The sequence below is a fragment of the Vogesella indigofera genome (assembly GCF_028548395.1).
GTDB lineage: Bacteria > Pseudomonadota > Gammaproteobacteria > Burkholderiales > Chromobacteriaceae > Vogesella > Vogesella indigofera_A.
In genome coordinates this window covers 724,052-742,927 of record NZ_JAQQLA010000004.1, presented here as the reverse complement: position 1 = coordinate 742,927, position 18,876 = coordinate 724,052, and the positions used below count along the sequence as shown (strand labels likewise).

Annotated in this window: 22 protein-coding genes; 9 read left to right on the top strand and 13 right to left on the bottom strand. The window is 65.1% G+C overall.

The features are described 5' to 3' along the window. Positions 1–28 precede the first annotated feature (28 nt). Positions 29–574, bottom strand: coding sequence for an iron transporter (locus PQU89_RS09255; protein ID WP_238377240.1), 546 nt, complete (start codon positions 572–574; stop codon positions 29–31). A gap of 672 nt (positions 575–1,246) precedes the next feature. Here PQU89_RS09255 and PQU89_RS09250 point away from each other — a divergent pair. After that, positions 1,247–1,690, top strand: a complete 444-nt coding sequence (locus PQU89_RS09250) for an Lrp/AsnC family transcriptional regulator (RefSeq protein ID WP_255908084.1) — start codon at positions 1,247–1,249, stop codon at positions 1,688–1,690. Between the two features lie 50 nt (positions 1,691–1,740). Here PQU89_RS09250 and PQU89_RS09245 read toward each other — a convergent pair whose 3' ends face one another. The 4 genes from PQU89_RS09245 to gap form a co-directional block, all read right to left on the bottom strand. Continuing rightward, positions 1,741–2,004: a hypothetical protein gene (locus PQU89_RS09245; RefSeq protein ID WP_272765561.1), complete on the bottom strand. Its 264-nt coding sequence runs from the start codon at positions 2,002–2,004 to the stop codon at positions 1,741–1,743. Next, entirely contained in the window at positions 2,001–2,387 is a 387-nt protein-coding gene (locus tag PQU89_RS09240) for a phage holin family protein (RefSeq protein ID WP_272765560.1), read from the bottom strand. Before PQU89_RS09240 ends, PQU89_RS09245 begins: the two co-directional genes overlap by 4 nt. Continuing rightward, positions 2,387–2,701, bottom strand: a complete 315-nt coding sequence (locus tag PQU89_RS09235; RefSeq protein ID WP_272765559.1) for an ElaB/YgaM/YqjD family protein — start codon at positions 2,699–2,701, stop codon at positions 2,387–2,389. The genes PQU89_RS09240 and PQU89_RS09235 overlap by 1 nt, the downstream gene beginning before the upstream one ends. A 278-nt stretch (positions 2,702–2,979) precedes the next feature. Beyond that, positions 2,980–3,990: a type I glyceraldehyde-3-phosphate dehydrogenase gene (gene gap / locus PQU89_RS09230; RefSeq protein WP_272765558.1), complete on the bottom strand. Its 1,011-nt coding sequence runs from the start codon at positions 3,988–3,990 to the stop codon at positions 2,980–2,982. Between the two features lie 214 nt (positions 3,991–4,204). Between gap and PQU89_RS09225 the strand changes: the two genes are divergently transcribed. The 3 genes from PQU89_RS09225 to PQU89_RS09215 all read left to right on the top strand — a co-directional run bounded on the left by PQU89_RS09225 (position 4,205) and on the right by PQU89_RS09215 (position 6,138). Further along, positions 4,205–4,855 carry an MBL fold metallo-hydrolase gene (locus PQU89_RS09225; RefSeq protein WP_255908081.1) on the top strand — a complete coding sequence of 217 codons (651 nt, stop codon included), beginning with the start codon at positions 4,205–4,207 and terminating at the stop codon, positions 4,853–4,855. After that, positions 4,855–5,178: an MGMT family protein gene (locus PQU89_RS09220; protein WP_272765557.1), complete on the top strand. Its 324-nt coding sequence runs from the start codon at positions 4,855–4,857 to the stop codon at positions 5,176–5,178. Before PQU89_RS09225 ends, PQU89_RS09220 begins: the two co-directional genes overlap by 1 nt. A gap of 189 nt (positions 5,179–5,367) precedes the next feature. Continuing rightward, positions 5,368–6,138 carry a DeoR/GlpR family DNA-binding transcription regulator gene (locus PQU89_RS09215; RefSeq protein ID WP_047965841.1) on the top strand — a complete coding sequence of 257 codons (771 nt, stop codon included), beginning with the start codon at positions 5,368–5,370 and terminating at the stop codon, positions 6,136–6,138. Positions 6,139–6,222: 84 nt separating this feature from the next. Here PQU89_RS09215 and kynU read toward each other — a convergent pair whose 3' ends face one another. Then, complete coding sequence (gene kynU / locus PQU89_RS09210; RefSeq protein WP_272765556.1) at positions 6,223–7,473, bottom strand: kynureninase; 1,251 nt, start codon at positions 7,471–7,473, stop codon at positions 6,223–6,225. Between the two features lie 312 nt (positions 7,474–7,785). Between kynU and PQU89_RS09205 the strand changes: the two genes are divergently transcribed. The 3 genes from PQU89_RS09205 (at position 7,786) to PQU89_RS09195 (ending at position 10,976) form a co-directional block, all read left to right on the top strand. Next, positions 7,786–8,277 carry an Lrp/AsnC family transcriptional regulator gene (locus PQU89_RS09205; protein WP_272765555.1) on the top strand — a complete coding sequence of 164 codons (492 nt, stop codon included), beginning with the start codon at positions 7,786–7,788 and terminating at the stop codon, positions 8,275–8,277. A gap of 105 nt (positions 8,278–8,382) precedes the next feature. Next, positions 8,383–10,272, top strand: coding sequence for a ribonuclease catalytic domain-containing protein (locus PQU89_RS09200; RefSeq protein WP_272765554.1), 1,890 nt, complete (start codon positions 8,383–8,385; stop codon positions 10,270–10,272). Between the two features lie 152 nt (positions 10,273–10,424). Further along, positions 10,425–10,976 (top strand): methylated-DNA--[protein]-cysteine S-methyltransferase, encoded by a 552-nt coding sequence (locus PQU89_RS09195; protein WP_272765553.1) that lies wholly within the window; start codon positions 10,425–10,427, stop codon positions 10,974–10,976. Positions 10,977–11,173: 197 nt separating this feature from the next. Here the strand turns inward: PQU89_RS09195 and alaC are convergent, their stop codons facing one another. The 7 genes from alaC to ocd form a co-directional block, all read right to left on the bottom strand. Beyond that, positions 11,174–12,382: an alanine transaminase gene (gene alaC / locus PQU89_RS09190; RefSeq protein ID WP_272765552.1), complete on the bottom strand. Its 1,209-nt coding sequence runs from the start codon at positions 12,380–12,382 to the stop codon at positions 11,174–11,176. A 146-nt stretch (positions 12,383–12,528) separates the two neighbouring features. After that, entirely contained in the window at positions 12,529–13,287 is a 759-nt protein-coding gene (locus PQU89_RS09185) for an ABC transporter ATP-binding protein (protein ID WP_272765551.1), read from the bottom strand. Between the two features lie 32 nt (positions 13,288–13,319). After that, positions 13,320–14,036 (bottom strand): histidine ABC transporter permease HisM, encoded by a 717-nt coding sequence (gene hisM / locus PQU89_RS09180; protein ID WP_272765550.1) that lies wholly within the window; start codon positions 14,034–14,036, stop codon positions 13,320–13,322. Next, positions 14,033–14,722: an ABC transporter permease gene (locus PQU89_RS09175; RefSeq protein ID WP_272765549.1), complete on the bottom strand. Its 690-nt coding sequence runs from the start codon at positions 14,720–14,722 to the stop codon at positions 14,033–14,035. The genes hisM and PQU89_RS09175 overlap by 4 nt, the downstream gene beginning before the upstream one ends. An 89-nt stretch (positions 14,723–14,811) precedes the next feature. After that, positions 14,812–15,582, bottom strand: a complete 771-nt coding sequence (locus PQU89_RS09170) for an ABC transporter substrate-binding protein (protein WP_272765548.1) — start codon at positions 15,580–15,582, stop codon at positions 14,812–14,814. A 41-nt stretch (positions 15,583–15,623) separates the two neighbouring features. Continuing rightward, positions 15,624–16,544 (bottom strand): citrulline utilization hydrolase CtlX, encoded by a 921-nt coding sequence (gene ctlX, locus PQU89_RS09165; RefSeq protein WP_272765547.1) that lies wholly within the window; start codon positions 16,542–16,544, stop codon positions 15,624–15,626. A gap of 20 nt (positions 16,545–16,564) precedes the next feature. Next, positions 16,565–17,677, bottom strand: a complete 1,113-nt coding sequence (gene ocd, locus PQU89_RS09160; protein WP_272765546.1) for an ornithine cyclodeaminase — start codon at positions 17,675–17,677, stop codon at positions 16,565–16,567. A 50-nt stretch (positions 17,678–17,727) separates the two neighbouring features. On the opposite strand from ocd, the gene PQU89_RS09155 reads away from it, so the two are divergent. Continuing rightward, positions 17,728–18,150, top strand: coding sequence for an Lrp/AsnC family transcriptional regulator (locus PQU89_RS09155; RefSeq protein WP_272765545.1), 423 nt, complete (start codon positions 17,728–17,730; stop codon positions 18,148–18,150). A gap of 55 nt (positions 18,151–18,205) precedes the next feature. After that, positions 18,206–18,688, top strand: a complete 483-nt coding sequence (locus tag PQU89_RS09150) for a hypothetical protein (RefSeq protein WP_272765544.1) — start codon at positions 18,206–18,208, stop codon at positions 18,686–18,688. Positions 18,689–18,876: the final 188 nt, after the last annotated feature.

Here is an 18,876-nt window from a genome sequence, read left to right as displayed (position 1 = left end):
TGTCCCGCGTGAGATCGTGAACCCGCTCTTAGTAGCCGCCCTTCTTGCCGATACCGGCGTAGGTGAATTCGTAGTTCAGCTCGATCGGCTGGAACCACGGCGCGACGCCGGTTTCCTTGTCGACATGACGGCCGAAGTGGGCGTGCGGGTTCATGCTCGGCGGCAGGATGGTGTACTTCAGCTTGTACTTGCCCGGGCCTTGCAGCTTGATGTTGTCGCCGTAGTGCGGGCCGTCGGAGGCCACCATCGGCATGAAGTCGCCGCTGATGCTGTCCTTGCCGCCGACCTTGCTGATCTCGTACTTGATCAGCAGATACGGTACCCAGTCACCCTCGGCCAGGCCGTTCTTGTTGCTGGCGGTGGCGTGGATATCGGCTTCGAGGTGGATGTCGGACTGTTCCGCCTTGCGCATCATGCCGTCCGGTTCCATCTTCACCGGCTGCAGGTAGACGGCGGCGATCTCCATGCCGCCTTTCAGCTGCGGCTTGCCGATCGGGTATTCCAGCGCCTGAGCCGACAGGCTGAGGCCAAGCAGCACGGGCAGTGCCAGCGCCGGGATCATGCTTTTTTTCATCACGGGTTCCTTTGCGGAGGGGGCGCCATTAAAGCAGCGCGAATCTTAATAAAAACTTAAATGCGAACTTTTACTGTTGCCGGCAAGCCACAGCGGCAGGCAAGGTTGGCCGCAAGCCGCAAGCCGCAAGCCGCAAGCCGCAAGCCGCAAGCCGCAAGCCGTTGCGTCGGCGGTAAAACCGGCCGTGGCCGGGCGCGCGTGAGAGGCACGCTGCGGCGGCATGACTACAAAGAAGAATGCTTCGTATTGTCGTCAGCGCGCAGCAGCAGCGGATTGATCTGGATTAAGGGCTGGCGAGATAAGGTGGTGCGGGGCGGGGAAGGATGGCGATCGCACGCGGTGGGGGCAGGGGGTCGCGGGGACGTGCGCGGCGCAAAAAAAAACGCCTGTCCGGTGAGGGACAGGCGACTAAGGGTCGGTTTGCGGCCAGTCGGGCCACAAACACAAAGACCAGGGACAAAGAGATCACCAGAACAGTTCAAAGATGCCAGGGACACCGACACCCTCATACGTATCCAGAAGTCGACAGCCTCGGGCGCGGACCCGCTACTGCCAACACGGGGCGAATTGTACGTGGCTTGTTGCCCCCCGATAACAGGCAATCAAAGGTTTTATTGTCGATGTTCTTTGTATACAATTTATTTTTGGCAAATTTACTTTCGAATCCAAAGCATGGACAAGTTTGACCGCAAAATCATTGCTGCACTGCATGAAAACGCCCGTCTCAGCTACGCCGAACTGGCTCGCCGCGTCAGCCTGTCGGCGCCGGCTGTTGCCGAAAGAGTGGAAAAACTGGAGCGTTCCGGTGTCATTGCCGGATATCGGGCAATAATCAACCCGGAAAAGCTGGGTTACCCGATCCAGTGCCTGATCGAGCTGACGGTGAAAAACCTGGAATACTACGGCGTGCTGGAGACGCTGAAGACGATGCCGGAGATCACCGAGTGCTACTCGATCACCGGCAGCAGCGGGCTGATGATCAAGGTGGCAGTCGACAATATGGCCACCCTGCAGCAGGTGATCGCGCGGCTGATGCAGTACGGCGACACCAAGACCTCGATCGTGATCGACGTGCCGGTCGGCGCGCGGATGCCGGGCTGGCGCGACGACGAGTAAACCTGCGCCACGGCGGCGGCTCGCCGGGAATCCGGCGGCCGACGTTGTCGTCAGCGCCGCAGCAGCCGCCACAGGCCGAGGATGGCGAGCAGCCACTTCAGCCAGCGCCTGAGCCGGCCGTGGCGCAGCAGCAACAGCGCACTGCCGAGCAGGCCGCCGCCGGTGGCGGTGGCGGTGCCGAACAGGCTGACGCCCTCGCGCAGCAGCTGCGCCGGCCGGCGCCAGCGCTCGCTTTCCAGCGTCAGCTGTATGCGCAGCAGCTCGCCCTTCAGTAGCAGCAACTGCTTGTGCTGTTCGCGTTGTGCCCGTGTCATGGCTGCTCCTTGCCGGACAGCGCCTGCCAGTCCTTGCGCAGCTCCTGCAGCGTGCAGGCGAACGCCGCCGGCGCGCGTTCCGCCCGCCGCCGCAGCGCCAGCAGCAGGCCGATGCCGCTGCCGGCCAGCAGCAGCGCGAGCACCCCCATCACCGTGGCGCGCCACGCCGCCGGCGTCACCAGCGCCACGAACAGCAGCAGCGCAATCAGCGCCGCCAGCAGCAGCACCACCGCCAGCCCCGCCAGCATGGTCTGCAGCAGCAGGCGCTCCTGTTGTTCCTGCCACTCCAGCCGTGCCAGTTCGGCACGGCTGGACAGCAGCGCGCCCAGCCCGTGCAGCAGCGAGGCAAGACTGCCCGGGCGCGGGCGCGGAGTGTCCGCCATCAGCGGCGCGACACCAGCAGCCCGAGCAGGAAGGCGATGGCGGCGGCGATGCCGATCGCTTTCCACGGGTGTTCATGCACGTACTGGTCGGTGACCTTGGCCGCCGCGCGGGCTTTGGCCACCGTCAGCTTTTCCGCGTCCAGCAGCCGTTCCTTGGCCAGTTTCAGGTTGGCGCTGAGCTTGGTGCGCAGCTCCTGCGCCTTGGCGCCGCCTTCCTCGCCGGCACCGGCCAGCAGCTCCTCGGTGTGGTTGAGCACGCTGCGCACATCGGCCAGCAGTTTTTCTTTCTCGGCGTTAAGGATTTGATCGGGCATGACTACCTCCGTGGACGAACATCACGACGTGGAAAAAACCTGAGCCCTGTCCCGGTCGCGGGCACGCTCGCTGCCGGCCGCGCACGGCGGCGGGCAGTTCAGTGCGTTGTGATGACGGGTGCGGAATGGGCGGTGCCGGTGGTTAAAACTGCCGCGCCGGCAGGTTTGAGCATAGACGTAAAAAAGCCTGCCCGGTGGCGGGCAGGCAAACGGTTTATGCACGAAGAAGCAACAGAACCAAAGAGCAAGGCGTCCGTCTCCACACGGACGCCGGGGAATCACTTGGCGGCAGCCCAGGCGCGTGCGGTATCCAGCATGCGGTTGGAGAAGCCCCACTCGTTGTCGTACCAGGACAGCACCTTCACCTGGCGGCCTTCGATCACGCGGGTCAGCGAGGCGTCGAACACGCTGGACGCCGGGTTGTGCATGAAGTCGATGGACACTAGTGGCAGAGTGTTCACCGCCAGCACGCCCTTCAGCGCACCGTTCGCGGCGGCGGTCACGATCTCGTTCACCTCGGCCACGCTGGTGTCGCGGCTGGCGGTGAAGGTCAGGTCCACCAGCGACACGTTGGCGGTCGGCACGCGCACGGCGAAGCCATCCAGCTTGCCTTTCAGCTCCGGCAGCACCAGGCCTACCGCGGCGGCGGCGCCGGTCTTGGTCGGGATCATCGACAGCGCGGCGGAACGGGCGCGGCGCAGGTCGCTGTGTTCGGTATCCAGCAGCACCTGGTCATTGGTGTAGGAGTGCACGGTGGTCATCAGGCCGTGGGCGACGCCGATGGCGTCGTTCAGCGGCTTCACCAGCGGTGCCAGGCAGTTGGTGGTGCAGCTGGCGTTGGAGACGATGCTCATCTCGCCGCGCAGGGTGTTGTCGTTGACGCCGAACACGATGGTGGCGTCGGCATCATCCGCCGGGGCGGAGATCAGCACCTTCTTGGCACCGGCTTGCAGGTGCAGGCCGGCCTTGTCGCGCTTGGTGAAGATGCCGGTGCATTCCAGCACGATGTCCACCCCCATCTCGCCCCACGGCAGCTCGGCCGGGTTGCGTACCGACAGCAACTGGATAGCCTTGCCGTTGACCACCAGCTTGTCGCCGGCCAGTTCCACGGTGCCGGGGAACGGGCCGTGGATGGAGTCGTACTTGGTCAGGTGGGTGTGCAGTTCCGGGTTGCCCAGATCGTTGATGGCAACGATTTCAATATCCTGCCCGGCAAAGCGTTCCTGCCAGGCACGCAGTACCATGCGACCGATACGGCCATAGCCGTTAATTGCCAGTTTCAGTGCCATGATGACTCCTCTTTCTTGTGTTTGGCCGGACGCACGGTCGCGTCCCGATGCATGACATCGTTGCCGCAATGACCGATGTACTCAACCGACTACACCACTGTAAGGGGTGGATTACCAACACTTGCCGCAGGGGCTTGCCGGCGGCGGCAAGGTTGGCCGCACCGCCCGCCCGTGCCACAATCGCAGGACCGATTTCCTTCAAGTGATGCCCGCCATGTCCCTGCAACTGCAAGTCGTCCCGGTGACGCCGTTCCAGCAAAACTGTTCCGTGATCTGGTGCGATGTCACCCGCCGTGCCGCCGTGGTCGACGCCGGCGGCGACATCGACCGCATTCTTGCCTTCGTGCGCGAACACGACCTGACGGTGGAAAAGCTGCTGCTCACCCACGGCCACATCGACCACGCCGGCGGCGCCCGCGCGCTGGCCGATGCGCTGGGGGTGGCGATCGAAGGCCCGCAGCGGGCGGAAAGCTTCTGGCTCGACCAGCTGCCAAGCCAGGGCACCATGTTCGGCTTTCCGCGCAGCGAGCCACTGACGCCGGAGCGCTGGCTGGAAGAGGGCGACACGGTGACGGTGGGCGAGGAAGTGCTGGATGTGCTGCACTGTCCCGGTCACACCCCGGGTCATGTGGTGTTCGTCAGTCATGCGGCCAACCTTTGCATCGTCGGCGACGTGCTGTTCCAGGGCAGCATCGGGCGCACCGACTTCCCGATGGGCAACCACCAGCAACTGATCGACGCCATCCGCGGCAAGCTGTTCGCGCTGCCGGACGACATGGTGGTGGTGCCGGGCCATGGCCCCTTTACCACTATAGGAGAGGAGCGGCGCAGCAACCCCTTCGTTGCCGACCGCCGCTACGGCTGATGGCGCCGGAGTTCGAACACGCGGTGCTGCGCGCGCTGCGCGAGATCCCGCCGGGGAGGGTCAGCACCTACGGCACGCTGGCGGCGCTGGCCGGCTACCCGCGCCACGCACGCCATGTCGGCGCGCTCTTGGGGCGGCTGCCGGCGGAGCTGGCGCTGCCGTGGTTCCGCGTGGTCGGCAGCGGCGGCCGCATCGCGCGGCCGGGCAGCGAGGGCGCCGACTACCAGCGCCTGCTGCTGCTGCAGGACGGCATCGAGCTGGACGGCAAGGGTCGCGTCGACCTGTTCCGCTACGGCTGGCCGCCGGCGTACTTCCTGCGCTGAGCGGCCTGCACGCCCCATCTCCGGCGCGTCGCCCTGCGAGTGACGCACCCTACGCCGGTCTGCACGCCAGCCGCGACAGCGCTGGCGTTTTTTATGGCAAATGGTTCGTTTGTGGCGCCGAAAAGTTGCGGTTTATGTAGCAACTATGTTAAAGACTAAGCTGTAATTTTCGTTTACGAACTTGCTGCCATGAGCCGATCACCCAGACACGACAAGATTTTGCAGCTGGTGCGCGAAAACGGCTTTATGCCGATTGAAGAGCTCGCCCGCTTGCTGGACGTTACCCCGCAGACCATCCGCCGCGACATCAACCAGCTGTGCGAGGCCAACCTGCTGCGCCGCTATCACGGTGGCGCCGCCCTCGGCAGCAGCGTGGAGAACGAGGATTACTTCGCGCGCAAGGGCAAGCTGCAGAGCGAAAAGGCGCACATCGCCGACATGATCGCGGAAAACATCCCCGACCATGCCTCGCTGTTCATGAGCATCGGCACCACCATCGAGGCGGTGGCGCAGGCGCTGACCAGCACCCACAAGGGGCTGCGCGTGATCACCAACAACATCCACGTCGCCTCCATCATGTCCACCAACCCGGATTTCACGGTGATGATCACCTCCGGCGTGGTGCGTGCCTCCGACGGCGGCATCACCGGGGTGGCGACGCTGGACTTCATCAACCAGTTCAAGGTCGACTACGCGGTGATCGGGGTGTCGGGAATAGAGGCCGACGGCTCGCTGCTCGATTTCGACTACCGCGAAGTGCGCGTGGCACAGGCGATGATGGCCAACGCCCGCCACCGCTTCCTCGCCGCCGACCACAGCAAGTTTGGCCGCAATGCGCTGGTGCGCATGGGCCACATCAGCGAATTCAACGCCATCTACACCGACGCCATGCCGCCGGAGAGCCTGAAGAAGCTGCTGGAGGAGCACAGCGTGCGGATGTATCTGGCCGATCCGGTGTAACAGGTCGCCGGCCGACAACACGCAGCACAAAACAGGGCACCCGCGGGTGCCCTGTTTGTTTATGGCGCAAGGTTGGCCGCAGGCTCAGGTCACCGCGCCGCGGCGGTGGAATTGCGGCGCATCCCAGCTGCCGCTGTCGAGGATCTGCTTCAGGGTGTCGACCGCGTCCCAGATGTCGGTGTAGCCGAGATAGAGCGGGGTGACGCCGAAGCGAAGCACTTCCGGCTCGCGGTAGTCGCCGATCACGCCGGCGGCGATCAGCGCCTGCATCACGGCAAAGCCGTGCGGGTGACGGTAGCTGACGTGACTGCCGCGCTGCGCGTGCTCGCGCGGGGTGATCAGCGTCAGCGGATGGTCGCCGCAGCGCTGTTCCACCAGCTCGATGAACAGGTCGGTCAGCGCCAGCGACTTGCGCCGCACCGCGTCCATGTCCGCCTGCAGCGCGACGTCCAGCCCGCACTCCAGCAGCGCCAGCGACACGATGGGCTGCGTGCCGCACAGGAAACGGCGGATGCCGCCAGCCGGCTGGTAGTCGCTGCCCATCTCGAACGGCCGGGCGTGGCCCCACCAGCCGGACAGCGGCTGCCAGAAGCGGTCCTGGTGCCGCGGCGCCACCCAGATGAAGGCCGGCGCGCCGGGGCCGCCGTTCAGGTACTTGTAGGTGCAGCCGACGGCAAAGTCGGCGTCGGCGGCGTTCAGCGCCAGCGGCACCGCGCCGGCGGCGTGCGCCAGATCCCAGATCGTCAGCGCGCCGTGGCGGTGGGCGAGTTCGTTGGTCGCCGCCATGTCGTACTGGTAGCCGGTGCGGTAGTTGACGTGCGACAGCAGCAGCACGGCGACATCGTCGTCCAGCGCCTGTTGCAGCGACAGCGCCTCGTCGGTCAGGCGCAGCTCGTAGCCCTGCTGCAGCAGGTCGATCAGGCCCTGGATCATGTACAGGTCGGTGGGGAAGTTGTCGCGTTCGGATACGATCACCCGCCGCGCCGGATGCGCCTGCTGCTGGATGCGCAGCGCGGCGGCCAGCGCCTTGAACAGGTTGAGCGAGGTGGTATCGGTGACCACCACCTCGTCGGCGCCGGCGCCCAGCAGCGCCGCCAGCTTGTTGCCCAGCCGCGCGGGCAGCTCGAACCAGCCGGCGTCGTTCCAGCTGCGGATCAGGCCTTGCCCCCACTCTTCGGCGATCACTTGCTGGCTGCGCGCCAGCGCGCTGTGCGGCAGTACGCCCAGCGAATTGCCGTCGAGGTAGATGGTGTCGGCCGGCAGTGCGAACTGCTGGCGAAAGCTGGCAAGCGGGTCTTGCTGGTCGGCCTGCAGGCAGGCGTTACGGCTAAGCATGGTAGGGCTCCTTGTGGGCTACGAATCTGTTCAATGTCTGCTGCGACTGATCCCGATGGGGCGATACCGCGTTAAAAACGACTTCGGCATGCTGGTTTATCTCCAGCTAAACTCCGCTTCCTCAATCGTTTCTGCCTTGTCTCGCTCTAGCTCGCGAAACCTTGAACAGGCTCTAGGGTTGGCCGCAACTCCACGACCATGGATATAGCTTAGCAGCGTCGCCCGCCGGAAAAATTGCAAGTTCGCATTGTGAAAGTGCCTGATTTCGCAGAATATTCACTTTTGTGGTGATAATTTCGTGGAGTCTTGCAAATGCAACTGGACGCGATCGATTGGCGCATTCTGGCCGCGCTGCAGCACAACGGCCGGCTCAGCAACCAGGACCTGGCCGACCAGGTGGCGCTGTCGCCGTCGGCCTGCCTGCGCCGGGTGCGCATGCTGGAGGAGTCGGGCCTGATCCGCGGCTACCGCGCCGAGCTGGACGCGGCGCGGCTGGGTTTCGAGCTGGAGGCGATGGTGCAGGTCAGCCTCGACCGCAGCCGCGACGACTGGCACGACACCTTCCTGCAGCAGGTGCAGGCCTTCGACGAGGTCGCCGCCGCCTACATCGTCGCCGGGCCGTGCAACTACATGCTGCACGTGCGCTGCGCCAATCTGGCGGCGTTCTCTGCCTTTGTCGTCGACAAGCTGAACAAGCTGCCGGGCATGCGCGACATCTGTTCCTACATCGTGATGCAGACCATCAAGAACCATCTTGGCGTGCTGCCGCTGGCGGACAAGACAACGCGTGGCGGCGTGTCGTGACAAAACCCACACCGCGGTGCGATGGCACGGCGGGATGACGGGCGCTGCTGGTATACTTTCCGGTTTCACCTACGATCCGGGGCGAGTCTGTCCCGCAGAGCCAGCATGAACGTCTTTTACGAAGAAAGCGGCAGCTTCAAGGTGGGCAGCATCGTCTCCCGCAATGATGCCAGCCTGCAAGTCGACACCCAGCACGGCAAGCGCGCCAAACTCAAGGCCGCCAATGTGTTTCTGGAGTTTTCCAGCGCGCTGCAGGAGTTCCTGCCCGCGGCCGAGGCGATTGCGGCCGACATCGACGTCGACTTTCTGTGGGAATGCTGCGGCGACGACGAATTCGGCTTCGACACCCTGGCCGCCGACTACTTCGGCCACGCGCCGAACGCGTTCGAATCGGCCGCCATCCTGATCAAGCTGTACGCGGCGCCGATGTACTTCTACAAGAAGGCCAAGGGCCGCTTCAAGTCGGCACCGGAAGAGACACTGAAGGCGGCGCTGGCCGGCATCGAGCGCAAGAAGCGCGAACAGGAACAGGTCGACGCCTGGGCCGCCGAGCTGGCTGCCGGCACGCTGCCGGACGCGATCCGCAGCCACCTGATGCCGCTGCTGTACCGCCCGGACAAGAACACCCTCGAATTCAAGGCCTTCGACCAGGCCAGCCGCGCCAGCGGCCTGCCGCCGCTGCGCCTGGCGCACCACGTCGGCGGCATCCCGTCGGTGCCGGAATACCTGATGGCCGGCTTCCAGCTGGAGCACTTCCCGAAAGGGCTGGGCTTCGGCAGCTACGCGCCGGCCACCATGCCGGCCGACCTGCCGCTGTCCGACGTCGCCGCCTTCTCCATCGACGACGCCGCCACCACCGAGATCGACGATGCGCTGTCGGTACAGTGGCTGGACAACGGCAACATCCGCGTCGGCATCCACATCGCGGCGCCGACACTGGGCGTGGCGGTCGGCTCCGACATCGAGAAGCTGGTGCACAACCGCCTGTCCACCGTCTACTTCCCCGGCGACAAGATCACCATGCTGCCGGACGACGTAGTGCAGCAGTTCACGCTGCAGGAAGGCCAGGCCTGCCCGGCGCTGAGCCTGTACGTGGAAGTGGCGCCGGATTTTTCGCTGGTCGGCTTCGACAACCGCATCGAGCGCGTCAACATTGCGGCCAACTTGCGCCACGACCAGCTGGAACAGGTGTTCAACGAGGACACCTTGGCCGCAGACGGCTTCGGCCCGGACTACGCGTTCAAGCGCGAACTGGTGTGGCTGTGGCAGTTTGCCAACGCCCGCGAGGCGTTCCGCGGCAAGACGCCGGACCCGAACCGTCCGCCGCAGGTGGACTACAACTTCAACGTGGTGGACGGCAAGGTCATCATCAGCGTGCGCAAGCGCGGCTCGCCGATGGACAAGCTGGTGTCCGAGCTGATGATCCTCGCCAACAGCGAGTGGGGCCGCATGCTGGCCGAGGCCGACATCCCGGCGATGTACCGCGCGCAGAGCATGGGCAAGGTACGCATGACCACCCGTCCGGAGCCGCACATCGGCCTGGGCGTCGCGCAGTACGCGTGGAGCACCTCGCCGCTGCGCCGCGCGTCGGACTTCGTCAACCAGCGCCAGCTGGTGGCGATGATCCGTGGCGAGACGCCGCAATACCCGCAGGGCGACGCGATGCTGTTCGCGCTGCTGCGCGACTTCGACGCCGCCTACAGCGCCTACCTCGGCTTCCAGGACAAGATGGAGCACTTCTGGTGCCTGCGCTGGTTCAGCCAGCAAGGCATCAGTGAGCCGACCGCCAGCTACATCAAGGAAGACCTGGTGCGCATCGACGGCGTGCCGATGCGCCAGCGCATCCCCGGCCTGCCGGAGCTGGCCGCCGGCGACCGCATCAAGCTGCAGATCATCCGCATCGACGAGCTGATGCAGGAGATCGAGTTCCGCTTCATCGAGGTCGTCGAGCGCAAGCAGCAGCCGGCCGCGGCGGCGACCGAACAGCCGGCCTGAGGCCGAGGCAGCAAGGCCCCGCACTGCGGGGCCTTTTTTTGTCTGTGCTCGCGCTGCCCCGTCCCCGGTGCCGCGCCAGTGCGCTGGATGCCGGTTATGATTCGCTCAGCGGCTTTGGCTACACCTTCAAGAAACCCACCGGCAGCGCCCTCATGCACAGCAAACAGTACGCCCCCATCCTGCTTCACCGTTTTCCCAGCCCGCTGGGGCCGATGTTCGTGTGCGCCAGCGAACAGGGCGTGTGCCTGCTGGAGTTTGCCGTTAGCCGCCGCGTCGAGCGCGAGTTCGAAGACCTGCAGCGCCTGCTGCACACCCGCATCGTCGCCGGCGAAAACGCCCACACGCGCCAGGCCGAGGCCGAGATCGGCGAGTACTTTGCCGGCACGCGCCAGCAGTTCGGCGTGGCGCTGCACCTGCCCGGCACCGCCTTCCAGCAGCAGGTGTGGGCGGCGCTGCAGGCCATCCCCTATGGCGACACCGCCAGCTACCAGCAGCAGGCCGAGCGGCTGGGCAATCCTGCCGCCATCCGTGCGGTGGCCGGCGCCAACGGCGCCAACCGCGTATCCATCATCGTGCCCTGCCACCGCGTGATCGGTAAGGACGGCAGCCTCACCGGCTACGGCGGCGGCCTGCAGCGCAAGGCCTGGCTGCTGCAGCACGAGCAGCGCAGCCGCTTTGGCGAGGCGCAGCCGCAACTGTTCTGAGGCCCGACCCGCCAGTGCGTTGCGGCCAACGTTGGCCGCAACGCAAAAACGCCGCCCGGTGTGGGCGGCGTTTTGCATGGTCTGGTCGGTTTGGTCGTCCGGACAAGTGTGGTTGTCCGGATAAGTCTGGCCGCCCGGATAAGGCGAAGCCGCATCCGGGGAGTCATCGGCAGCCGATGCCTACTGGGCAATCAGGCTCACCCCGGCGGCAGGATGCCATCGGCGCGGAACATGGTCTTGATGCCGCGGATCGCCTGGCGGATGCGGCTCTCGTTCTCGATCAACGCGAAGCGCACGTACTCGTCGCCGTAGTCGCCGAAGCCGACGCCGGGCGACACCGACACCTTGGCCTGGTCCAGCAGCAGGTTGGCAAACGCCAGCGAACCCAGGCTGCGGTAGTGCTCGGGAATGCGCGCCCAGATGTACATCGACGCCTTCGGCAATTCCACCTGCCAGCCCGCCTCCATCAGCCCCTTGTACAGCACGTCGCGGCGCTTCTGGTAGGTGGCGGCGATGTCCTTCACGCACTGCTGGTCGCCTTCCAGCGCGGCGATGGCGGCAATCTGCAGCGGGGTGAAGGTGCCGTAGTCGTGGTAGCTCTTGATGCGCGCCAGCGCGGCGACCAGATCGGGGTTGCCGACCATGAAGCCGATGCGCCAGCCGGCCATGTTGTAGCTCTTCGACAGCGTGAAGAACTCCACCGCGATGTCCTTGGCGCCCGGCACCTGCATGATGGACGGCGCCTTCCAGCCGTCGAACACGATGTCGGCGTAGGCGAGGTCGTGCACCACGAAGATGTCGTGTTTCTTGGCCAGCGCGATCACGCGCTCGAAGAAGTCCAGCTCCACGCACTGCGCGGTGGGGTTGGACGGGAAGCCGATCACGATCATCTTCGGCTTCGGGTAGCTACCGCGGATGGCGTTTTCCAGCTCGGCAAAGAAGTCGATGCCCGGTGCCAGCGGCACGCTGCGGATCTGCGCGCCGGCGATCACCGCGCCGTAGATGTGGATCGGGTAGCTCGGGTCCGGCACCAGCACGGTGTCGCCGCGGTCCAGCGTCGCCAGCATCAGGTGCGCCAGGCCTTCCTTGGAGCCGATGGTGACGATGGCCTCGCTGTCGGGGTCGATTTCCACCTGGTAGCGCTCCTGGTACCAGCGGCTGATGGCGCGGCGCAGGCGCGGGATGCCTTTCGATGCGGAGTAGCCGTGGGTATTGGGGCGCTGTGCCGCCTCGGTCAGCTTGGCGACGATGTGCGGCGGCGTGGCGCCGTCGGGGTTGCCCATGCTCATGTCTATGATGTCGTCGCCACGGCGGCGGGCGGCCATCTTGCGTTCGGCGGTGATGTTGAAAACGTAAGGCGGGAGACGATCGATGCGCGCAAAGCGGCGCTTGCCAGTAGCTGACATGGGAAGTCCTTCAACGTAAGCGCCCGGATCCGTCCGAGCGACGCCCTCCCGACACAGGAGGAAACGCCATACTACGCGGCGGCGCGGCGCGGCGTCCACTGTCGCGGCCGGCGTTGCGGCCAACGTTGGCCGCAACACCGGCGGCCTTACTTCAGGCTGCCCTGCAGGAATTGCCGCAGCCGCTCGCTCTGCGGCTGTTCGAACAGCCGTTGCGGTGGGCCCTGTTCCTCGATCCGGCCCTGGTGCAGGAACAGCACGTGGCTGGACACCTGGCGGGCGAAACCCATCTCGTGGGTAACCACGATCATGGTGCGGCCTTCCTCGGCCAGCGTCTGCATCACCTTCAGCACCTCGCCGACCAGCTCCGGGTCCAGCGCCGAGGTCGGCTCGTCGAACAGCATCACCTCCGGCTCCATCGCCAGCGCGCGGGCGATGGCGACGCGCTGCTGCTGGCCGCCGGACAGGTGCGCCGGGTACTTGTCCTCCACCGCCGGCGGCAGGCCGACCTTGGCCAGGTACTTGCGCGCGCGCGCCAGCGCCTCGTCGCGGCTGACGCCGAGCACGGCGACCGGCGCCTGGATGATGTTTTCCAGCACCGTCATGTGCGACCACAGGTTGAAGTGCTGGAACACCATCGCCAGCCGGGTGCGCGCCGCGGTCAGCTCGCGCGGGTTGGCGATGCGCTGCCCCGGCGGCGGTGCCTGCAGCACGTGCTCGCCGAGGGTGACGCTGCCGGCACAGGGCATCTCTAGGAAGTTGATGCAGCGCAGGAAGGTGCTCTTGCCGGAGCCGGACGAGCCGATGATGCTGATCACGTCGCCCTTTCTGGCCCGCAGCGAGATGCCCTTCAGCACCTCGTGCGCGCCGAATTTCTTGTGGATGTCATCCACGATCAGTGTGTACATGCTGTTCTCCTCTTGTTATGGGCTGCGCCGTATCAGGCGCGGCTGTCCGGCGCCTGGAACGCCAGCCATTTCTTTTCCAGCTGCCGGAACAGGCCGACGATCAGGAACGACACCAGCGCGTAGATCAGCGCCGCGGTGCCGAAGGCCTCGAACGACGCGTAGGTGGCGGCATTGACGTCGCGCGCCACCTTCAGCAACTCCGGCACGGTGGCGGTGAAGGCGATCGGCGTGGCGTGCAGGATCAGGATCACCTCGTTGCTGTAGTTGGGCAGTGCGCGGCGCAGCGCCGACGGGATGATGATCTGGCGGTACATGGTCCAGCGCGACATGCCGAAGGCCTCGGCGGCCTCGATCTCGCCGTGCGGAATGGCGCGGATGGCGCCGGCGAGGATCTCCACGGTGTAGGCGCTGGTGTTGAGCACGAAGGCCAGCAGCGCGCAGTTGAAGCCGTCCTGGAAGAACTGGTTCAGGCTGGGCTGCTGCTGCACCAGCGCCAGGCTGTACACGCCGGAGTAGATGATCAGCAGCTGGATGTACAGCGGCGTGCCGCGGAAGAAGTAGGTGTACAGGTACACCGGCAGGCGCAGCGCGCGCTGGCGCGACACGCGGGCGATGGCCAGCAGGATGGACAGCGGCAGGCCGATGGCGATGGTGGCCAGCAGCAGCACCATGGTCATCGCCAGGCCGGACAGGTGCTGGCCGTCGCTCCATAGGTAGGCCGGCCAGTATTCGGTGATGATGTCGATCACAGTCTGCTCTCCTTCACGCCGGTGTTGTAGCGCTGCTCCAGCCGATGCAGCACTACGCTGGACACGGTGCTGATCGCCAGGAAGATGAACGCCGCCAGCCAGCTGAAGTAAAACAGCAGCATGGTGCTGCGCCCGGCGTCCTGGGTGACCTTGATGATGTCGGCGAGGCCGATGATGGACACCAGCGCCGAGGCCTTGACCAGCACCTGCCAGTTGTTGCCAAGGCCAGGCAGTGCGAAGCGCATCATCTGCGGGAACAGGATGCGGCGGAACACCAGCAGCCGGCTCATGCCGTAGGCGGTGCCGGCCTCGATCTGGCCGCGCGGCACCGCCAGAAAGGCACCGCGGAAGGTCTCGGTAAAGTAGGCGCCGTAGATGAAGCCGATGGTGACCACCCCGGCGCTGAACGGGTCGATGTCGATCTGCGCCAGCGCCAGCCGGTCGGTCACGTGGTTGAGGCCGATCTGCAGGCTGTAGAACATCAGCAGCATCATCACCAGATCGGGCACGCTGCGGATCAGCGTGGAGTAGCACTGCGCGCTGCGGTACAGCAGCGGATGGCGCGACAGCTTGCACAGCGCGCCGAGCAGACCGAAGGCGATCGCCAGCGCCAGCGACAGTAGCGACAGCTTGATCGACATCCAGGTGCCGTCGAGGATCTGCGCCTCATAGCCATGGAACAGCATGGGAGGTCCTTTCAAAAAAACCGCCATTGGCAACAGAGAAACCAATGGCGGAAACTGCAACTAACCGGTTGCCTGGGAGTAAACGGGAGTCAGTTGTTGTAGATGTCGAAGGAGAAGTACTTGCCGGCGATCTTGTGATAGCTGCCGTCCTTCAGCATCTCGGCCAGCGCGCGGTTGATGTCCTTGCGCAGCGCCTCGTCTTCCTGGCGCAGGCCGATGCCGGCGCCGATGCCGAAGATGTCCGGGTCTTTCAGCGTGGTGCCGGCGAATTCGAAATTGGCGCCCTTGCTGCTCTTCAGCAGGCCGTATTCCGCCTCCACCGCGTCTTGCAGGCTGGCTTGGATGCGGCCGGAGGTCAGGTCCTGGTACACCTGTTCCTGGTTCTGGTAGGCGACGACGTTGACGCCGGCCGCCTCCCAGCGTTTCTTGGCGTAGGTTTCCTGCACCGTGCCCTGCTGCACGCCGACGCGCAGCCCCTTCAGCGCCGAGGCGGTCGGCTGCAGCTTGCTGCCCTTGCGCGCCACCATCCGCGTCGGCGAGTTGTACAGCTTGTCGCTGAACGCGATCTGCTTCTTGCGCGCCTCGGTGATGCTCATCGAGGCGAGGATGGCGTCGAACTTGCGCGCCTTCAGTGCCGGGATCAGGCCGTCGAAGTCGTTCTCCACCCACACGCACTTCGCCTGCAGCCGGCGGCAGATCTCGTTGCCGAGGTCGACGTCGAAACCGGCGATGCCGGTGGCGGTCTTGTACTCGAACGGCGCGTAGGCCGGGCTGGTGCCGAACTTGATCACGTCACCGGGCTTGGCCACGGCGCTGCCGGCGGCGCAGGCCACGGCGAGGACAACTAGTGCTTTTTTCATTTCTCGTTTCTCCTGGGACAGGCTGGCCTGAAGTGGCCGGCTTATTGCTTTTGCGGTAGGAAGTTCTCGGCCACCATGCAGCGCGCGCCGCCGCCGCCGAGGTTCTCGATGGTGTCCAGCGGCGCGTGCGCCACCGTGCCGTTTGCGGCCAACGTTGCCTGTTGCTGCGGGGTGAATGCCTGCCAGGCGCGCGACGACATCGCGAACACCGCGTTGCCGGCGGCGTCGGCCAGCTCAATCACGTTGCCGCAGAAGTTCTCCATCTGCCGGTAGTCGATCTCGATGATCTGCTTGCCGTGGCGCTGCAGCTGCTCGCGCACCCGCTGGCGGGCGCTGGCCGGCTGGATCGACTCCAGGCACACCACTGCCAGCTTGCTGCCGACCGCCATCATCACGTTGGTGTGGTAGATGGCGGCGCCGCCGCGGTCGACGGCGTCGAACACCAGTGCCTGGTAGTCCAGCCGCATCAGCAGCGCGGTCAGCACCTCGGGGTGGCTGCGCGAGGACAGGCAGACGTAGGCGAGGCGATTGGCGTGGTCGAACACCATCGAACCGGTACCCTCCAGGAACTTGCCCTCCGCCTCGAAGGCGCTGAGGTCGGCCAGCTCGCCGACCCGGTACTGCGCACGGATGCGCGCGATCACGCTGTCGCGGCGTTCGCGGCGGCGGTTGGGCGCCTCCATCGGGTACAGGAACACGCGGCCGTCCGGGTGCATGCTGATCCAGTTGTTGGGGAAGATGGAGTCCGGGGTATTGCCCTGCTGCTCGTCATCGATCACCAGCACGCTGACGCCGGCGGCGCGCAACGCCGCCACATAACCGTCAAACTCCGCCCGCGCGCTGTCCTGCGCCGCCGCGTCGTCCTGGCCCGGCTTCTGGAAGCGGTTCGACTCGCTGGTTTCCGGATTGGAAAAGAAATTGGCGGGGCGTACCATGACAATGTTGTGAGTGGTCTGTTTCATCTCGCTGCTCGCAATCGTGCTCAGGCAATAAGGGAATAAAGGTTTTTCGGATTAATCGGCGCCGGAATCAGATTAATGGTCTTGCCGATATTAAGTATCGTGGCTTTATCCAGCACATAACGCAGTGCCGAGAAATCCTCCAGCGCAAAACCAACCGAATCAAATACCGTAATATCGCTGTCCTGTTCGCGGCCGGGTTTATCGCCGTTTAATACCTGCCAGAATTCGGTGACCGGGAAATCCGCCGCCATTTGCTGAATATCGCCCTCGATGCGCGTCTGCGGTTCGAATTCGACGAATACCATGGCCATTTCCAGAATGCCGGCATGGAGTTCGGTCTTGCCGGGGCAGTCGCCGCCGACGGCATTGAGGTGCACGCCGGGGCGCACCATGTCCGGGGTCAGGATGGTGGCGTAGTTCTTGTCGGCGGTGACGGTGGTGATGATGTCTGCGTCGCGGCAGGCGTCGGCGGCCGACGCCGCCGGCAGGATGCGGATGCCGGGGTAGCCGGCGAGGTTGTGCTGCAGCTTGCGGGTGGCGGCGGCATCGATGTCGTAGACATAGAAATCGCGCAGGTTCAGCAGCTTGTGGAAGGCGAGGATCTGGAACTCGCTCTGCGCGCCGTTGCCGATCACCGCCATGGAGCGGGCATCCTTGCGCGCCAGCTTGCTGGCAAACAGCGCCGAGGTGGCGGCGGTGCGCAGCGCGGTGGTGATGGTCAGCTCGCTGAGCAGCAGCGGGTAGCCGCTGCCGACTTCGGCCAGCGCGCCGAACGCCATCACCGTCAGCATATTGTCCCTGGTATTCTTCGGATGGCCGTTGACATATTTGAAGCCATAATATTGTGCATCCGAGGTCGGCATTAATTCGATGACGCCTTCTTCCGAATGATTGGCAACGCGGGCGCATTTCTCAAACTCTTCCCAGCGGCTATAATCTGATTCAATATATCTGGCCAGTTCGGCAATAAAATCGGCGGTGCCGATTTCCTGAACGAGTTTGCGGATATCCTGGGTGTCGATGTAGCGGGTCACGGGCGTTGCCTTTCGGGTAATTTGTTTAGCGCGGTTTATTGTTGATTTGCCGTTATTTTCTACTTTGTATTTGCCAATAAGAAGTTGACAATCTGTCACTTTTTCAGCGAAAAACTGGCAGATTGATCTTTTGGGGTAGCGTTATGTCAATGAGTGATACAGATCGCCAGCTGATCGCGCTGCTGCGCGACAATGCGCGCATGTCGGTGACCGAGCTGGCGCAGCGGCTGCGGGTATCGCGCGCCACGGTGCAGAACCGCATCGACAAGCTGGAGCAGAGCGGGGTGATCATCGGCTACACCGTGCGGCTGAAGCCGGAGGCGGAGGGGCACCGCATCCGCGCGTGGATGGGCATCGCGGTGGAGGGCAACAAGGCGCAGGCGGTGCTGCAGGCGCTGCGCGGCGAGCCGCACGTCTACGCGCTGCACTCCACCAACGGCCGCTGGGACATCGTCACCGAGCTGCGCGCCGACACGCTGGAGCAGTTCGACCGCGTGCTGGGCCGCATCCGGCTGATCCCCGGCATCGCCGCCACCGAGACCAGCCTGCTGCTGTCCACGCACAAGGTGTAATGCCGGTTGCGGCCAACCTTGGCCGCAGCACCAGAAGAAACAGAAAGGAACAATCATGCCGCCACGTACGCTGGCCGAACTGGACGCCCTGCGCGACGAATGCAAGGCGATGGTGACCAAACGTGCCGGCCTCTCCGCCGGTGCCGCGGTGCTGCCGATCCCGGGGCTGGATATCGGCACCGACGTCAGCCTGCTGCTGGAAATGATCCCGGCCATCAACCGCAAGTTCGGCCTCAGCCCGGAGCAGATCGAGGCGCTGGATCCGCAGCTGAAGAAGATCATGCTGGTTGCCATCACCAGCATCGGCAGCGAGCTGGTCGGCAAGCTGGTGACGCGGCCCTTGCTGCTGAAGGTGCTGCAGCGGATCGGGCTGCGGCTGGCGACCAAGTCGGCGGCCCGCTTCGTGCCGCTGCTGGGACAGGCGCTGGCGGCATCGCTCAGCTTTGGCGCGATGAAGCTGGTCGGCAACGCGCACGTGGACGACTGCTACGCCGTCGCCCGCAAGGTGCTGCTGGCGGGGCAGGCAAGGGCCGACTAGGCGCGCGGGCGCCCTCCGCTACGCGGGAGACAAGGTTGGCCGCCGGCGATCGCTGGCGGCCAAGCTTGTTTTTTGGGGGAGGTTGGCGGGTAACGGGCGCGGCGCGTCGCTGGCCGGCAGCACGGTTTGCGGCCAACGTTGTGCACGGCATGGCGGCCGCAGCCGTGATGGCATGGGCCGTCTTTGGC

Coding starts and splice junctions, on each gene's coding strand:
- PQU89_RS09205 (WP_272765555.1), top strand. CDS start 7,786: ATGCAACTGGACGCGATCGATTGGCGCATTCTGGCCGCGCTGCAGCAC.
- ctlX (WP_272765547.1), bottom strand. CDS start 16,544: ATGAAACAGACCACTCACAACATTGTCATGGTACGCCCCGCCAATTTC.
- PQU89_RS09215 (WP_047965841.1), top strand. CDS start 5,368: ATGAGCCGATCACCCAGACACGACAAGATTTTGCAGCTGGTGCGCGAA.
- PQU89_RS09175 (WP_272765549.1), bottom strand. CDS start 14,722: ATGCTGTTCCATGGCTATGAGGCGCAGATCCTCGACGGCACCTGGATG.
- PQU89_RS09250 (WP_255908084.1), top strand. CDS start 1,247: ATGGACAAGTTTGACCGCAAAATCATTGCTGCACTGCATGAAAACGCC.
- PQU89_RS09155 (WP_272765545.1), top strand. CDS start 17,728: ATGAGTGATACAGATCGCCAGCTGATCGCGCTGCTGCGCGACAATGCG.
- PQU89_RS09245 (WP_272765561.1), bottom strand. CDS start 2,004: ATGACACGGGCACAACGCGAACAGCACAAGCAGTTGCTGCTACTGAAG.
- PQU89_RS09185 (WP_272765551.1), bottom strand. CDS start 13,287: ATGTACACACTGATCGTGGATGACATCCACAAGAAATTCGGCGCGCAC.
- kynU (WP_272765556.1), bottom strand. CDS start 7,473: ATGCTTAGCCGTAACGCCTGCCTGCAGGCCGACCAGCAAGACCCGCTT.
- PQU89_RS09240 (WP_272765560.1), bottom strand. CDS start 2,387: ATGGCGGACACTCCGCGCCCGCGCCCGGGCAGTCTTGCCTCGCTGCTG.
- gap (WP_272765558.1), bottom strand. CDS start 3,990: ATGGCACTGAAACTGGCAATTAACGGCTATGGCCGTATCGGTCGCATG.
- PQU89_RS09195 (WP_272765553.1), top strand. CDS start 10,425: ATGCACAGCAAACAGTACGCCCCCATCCTGCTTCACCGTTTTCCCAGC.
- PQU89_RS09150 (WP_272765544.1), top strand. CDS start 18,206: ATGCCGCCACGTACGCTGGCCGAACTGGACGCCCTGCGCGACGAATGC.
- PQU89_RS09200 (WP_272765554.1), top strand. CDS start 8,383: ATGAACGTCTTTTACGAAGAAAGCGGCAGCTTCAAGGTGGGCAGCATC.
- PQU89_RS09255 (WP_238377240.1), bottom strand. CDS start 574: ATGAAAAAAAGCATGATCCCGGCGCTGGCACTGCCCGTGCTGCTTGGC.
- PQU89_RS09220 (WP_272765557.1), top strand. CDS start 4,855: ATGGCGCCGGAGTTCGAACACGCGGTGCTGCGCGCGCTGCGCGAGATC.
- PQU89_RS09170 (WP_272765548.1), bottom strand. CDS start 15,582: ATGAAAAAAGCACTAGTTGTCCTCGCCGTGGCCTGCGCCGCCGGCAGC.
- PQU89_RS09225 (WP_255908081.1), top strand. CDS start 4,205: ATGTCCCTGCAACTGCAAGTCGTCCCGGTGACGCCGTTCCAGCAAAAC.
- PQU89_RS09235 (WP_272765559.1), bottom strand. CDS start 2,701: ATGCCCGATCAAATCCTTAACGCCGAGAAAGAAAAACTGCTGGCCGAT.
- alaC (WP_272765552.1), bottom strand. CDS start 12,382: ATGTCAGCTACTGGCAAGCGCCGCTTTGCGCGCATCGATCGTCTCCCG.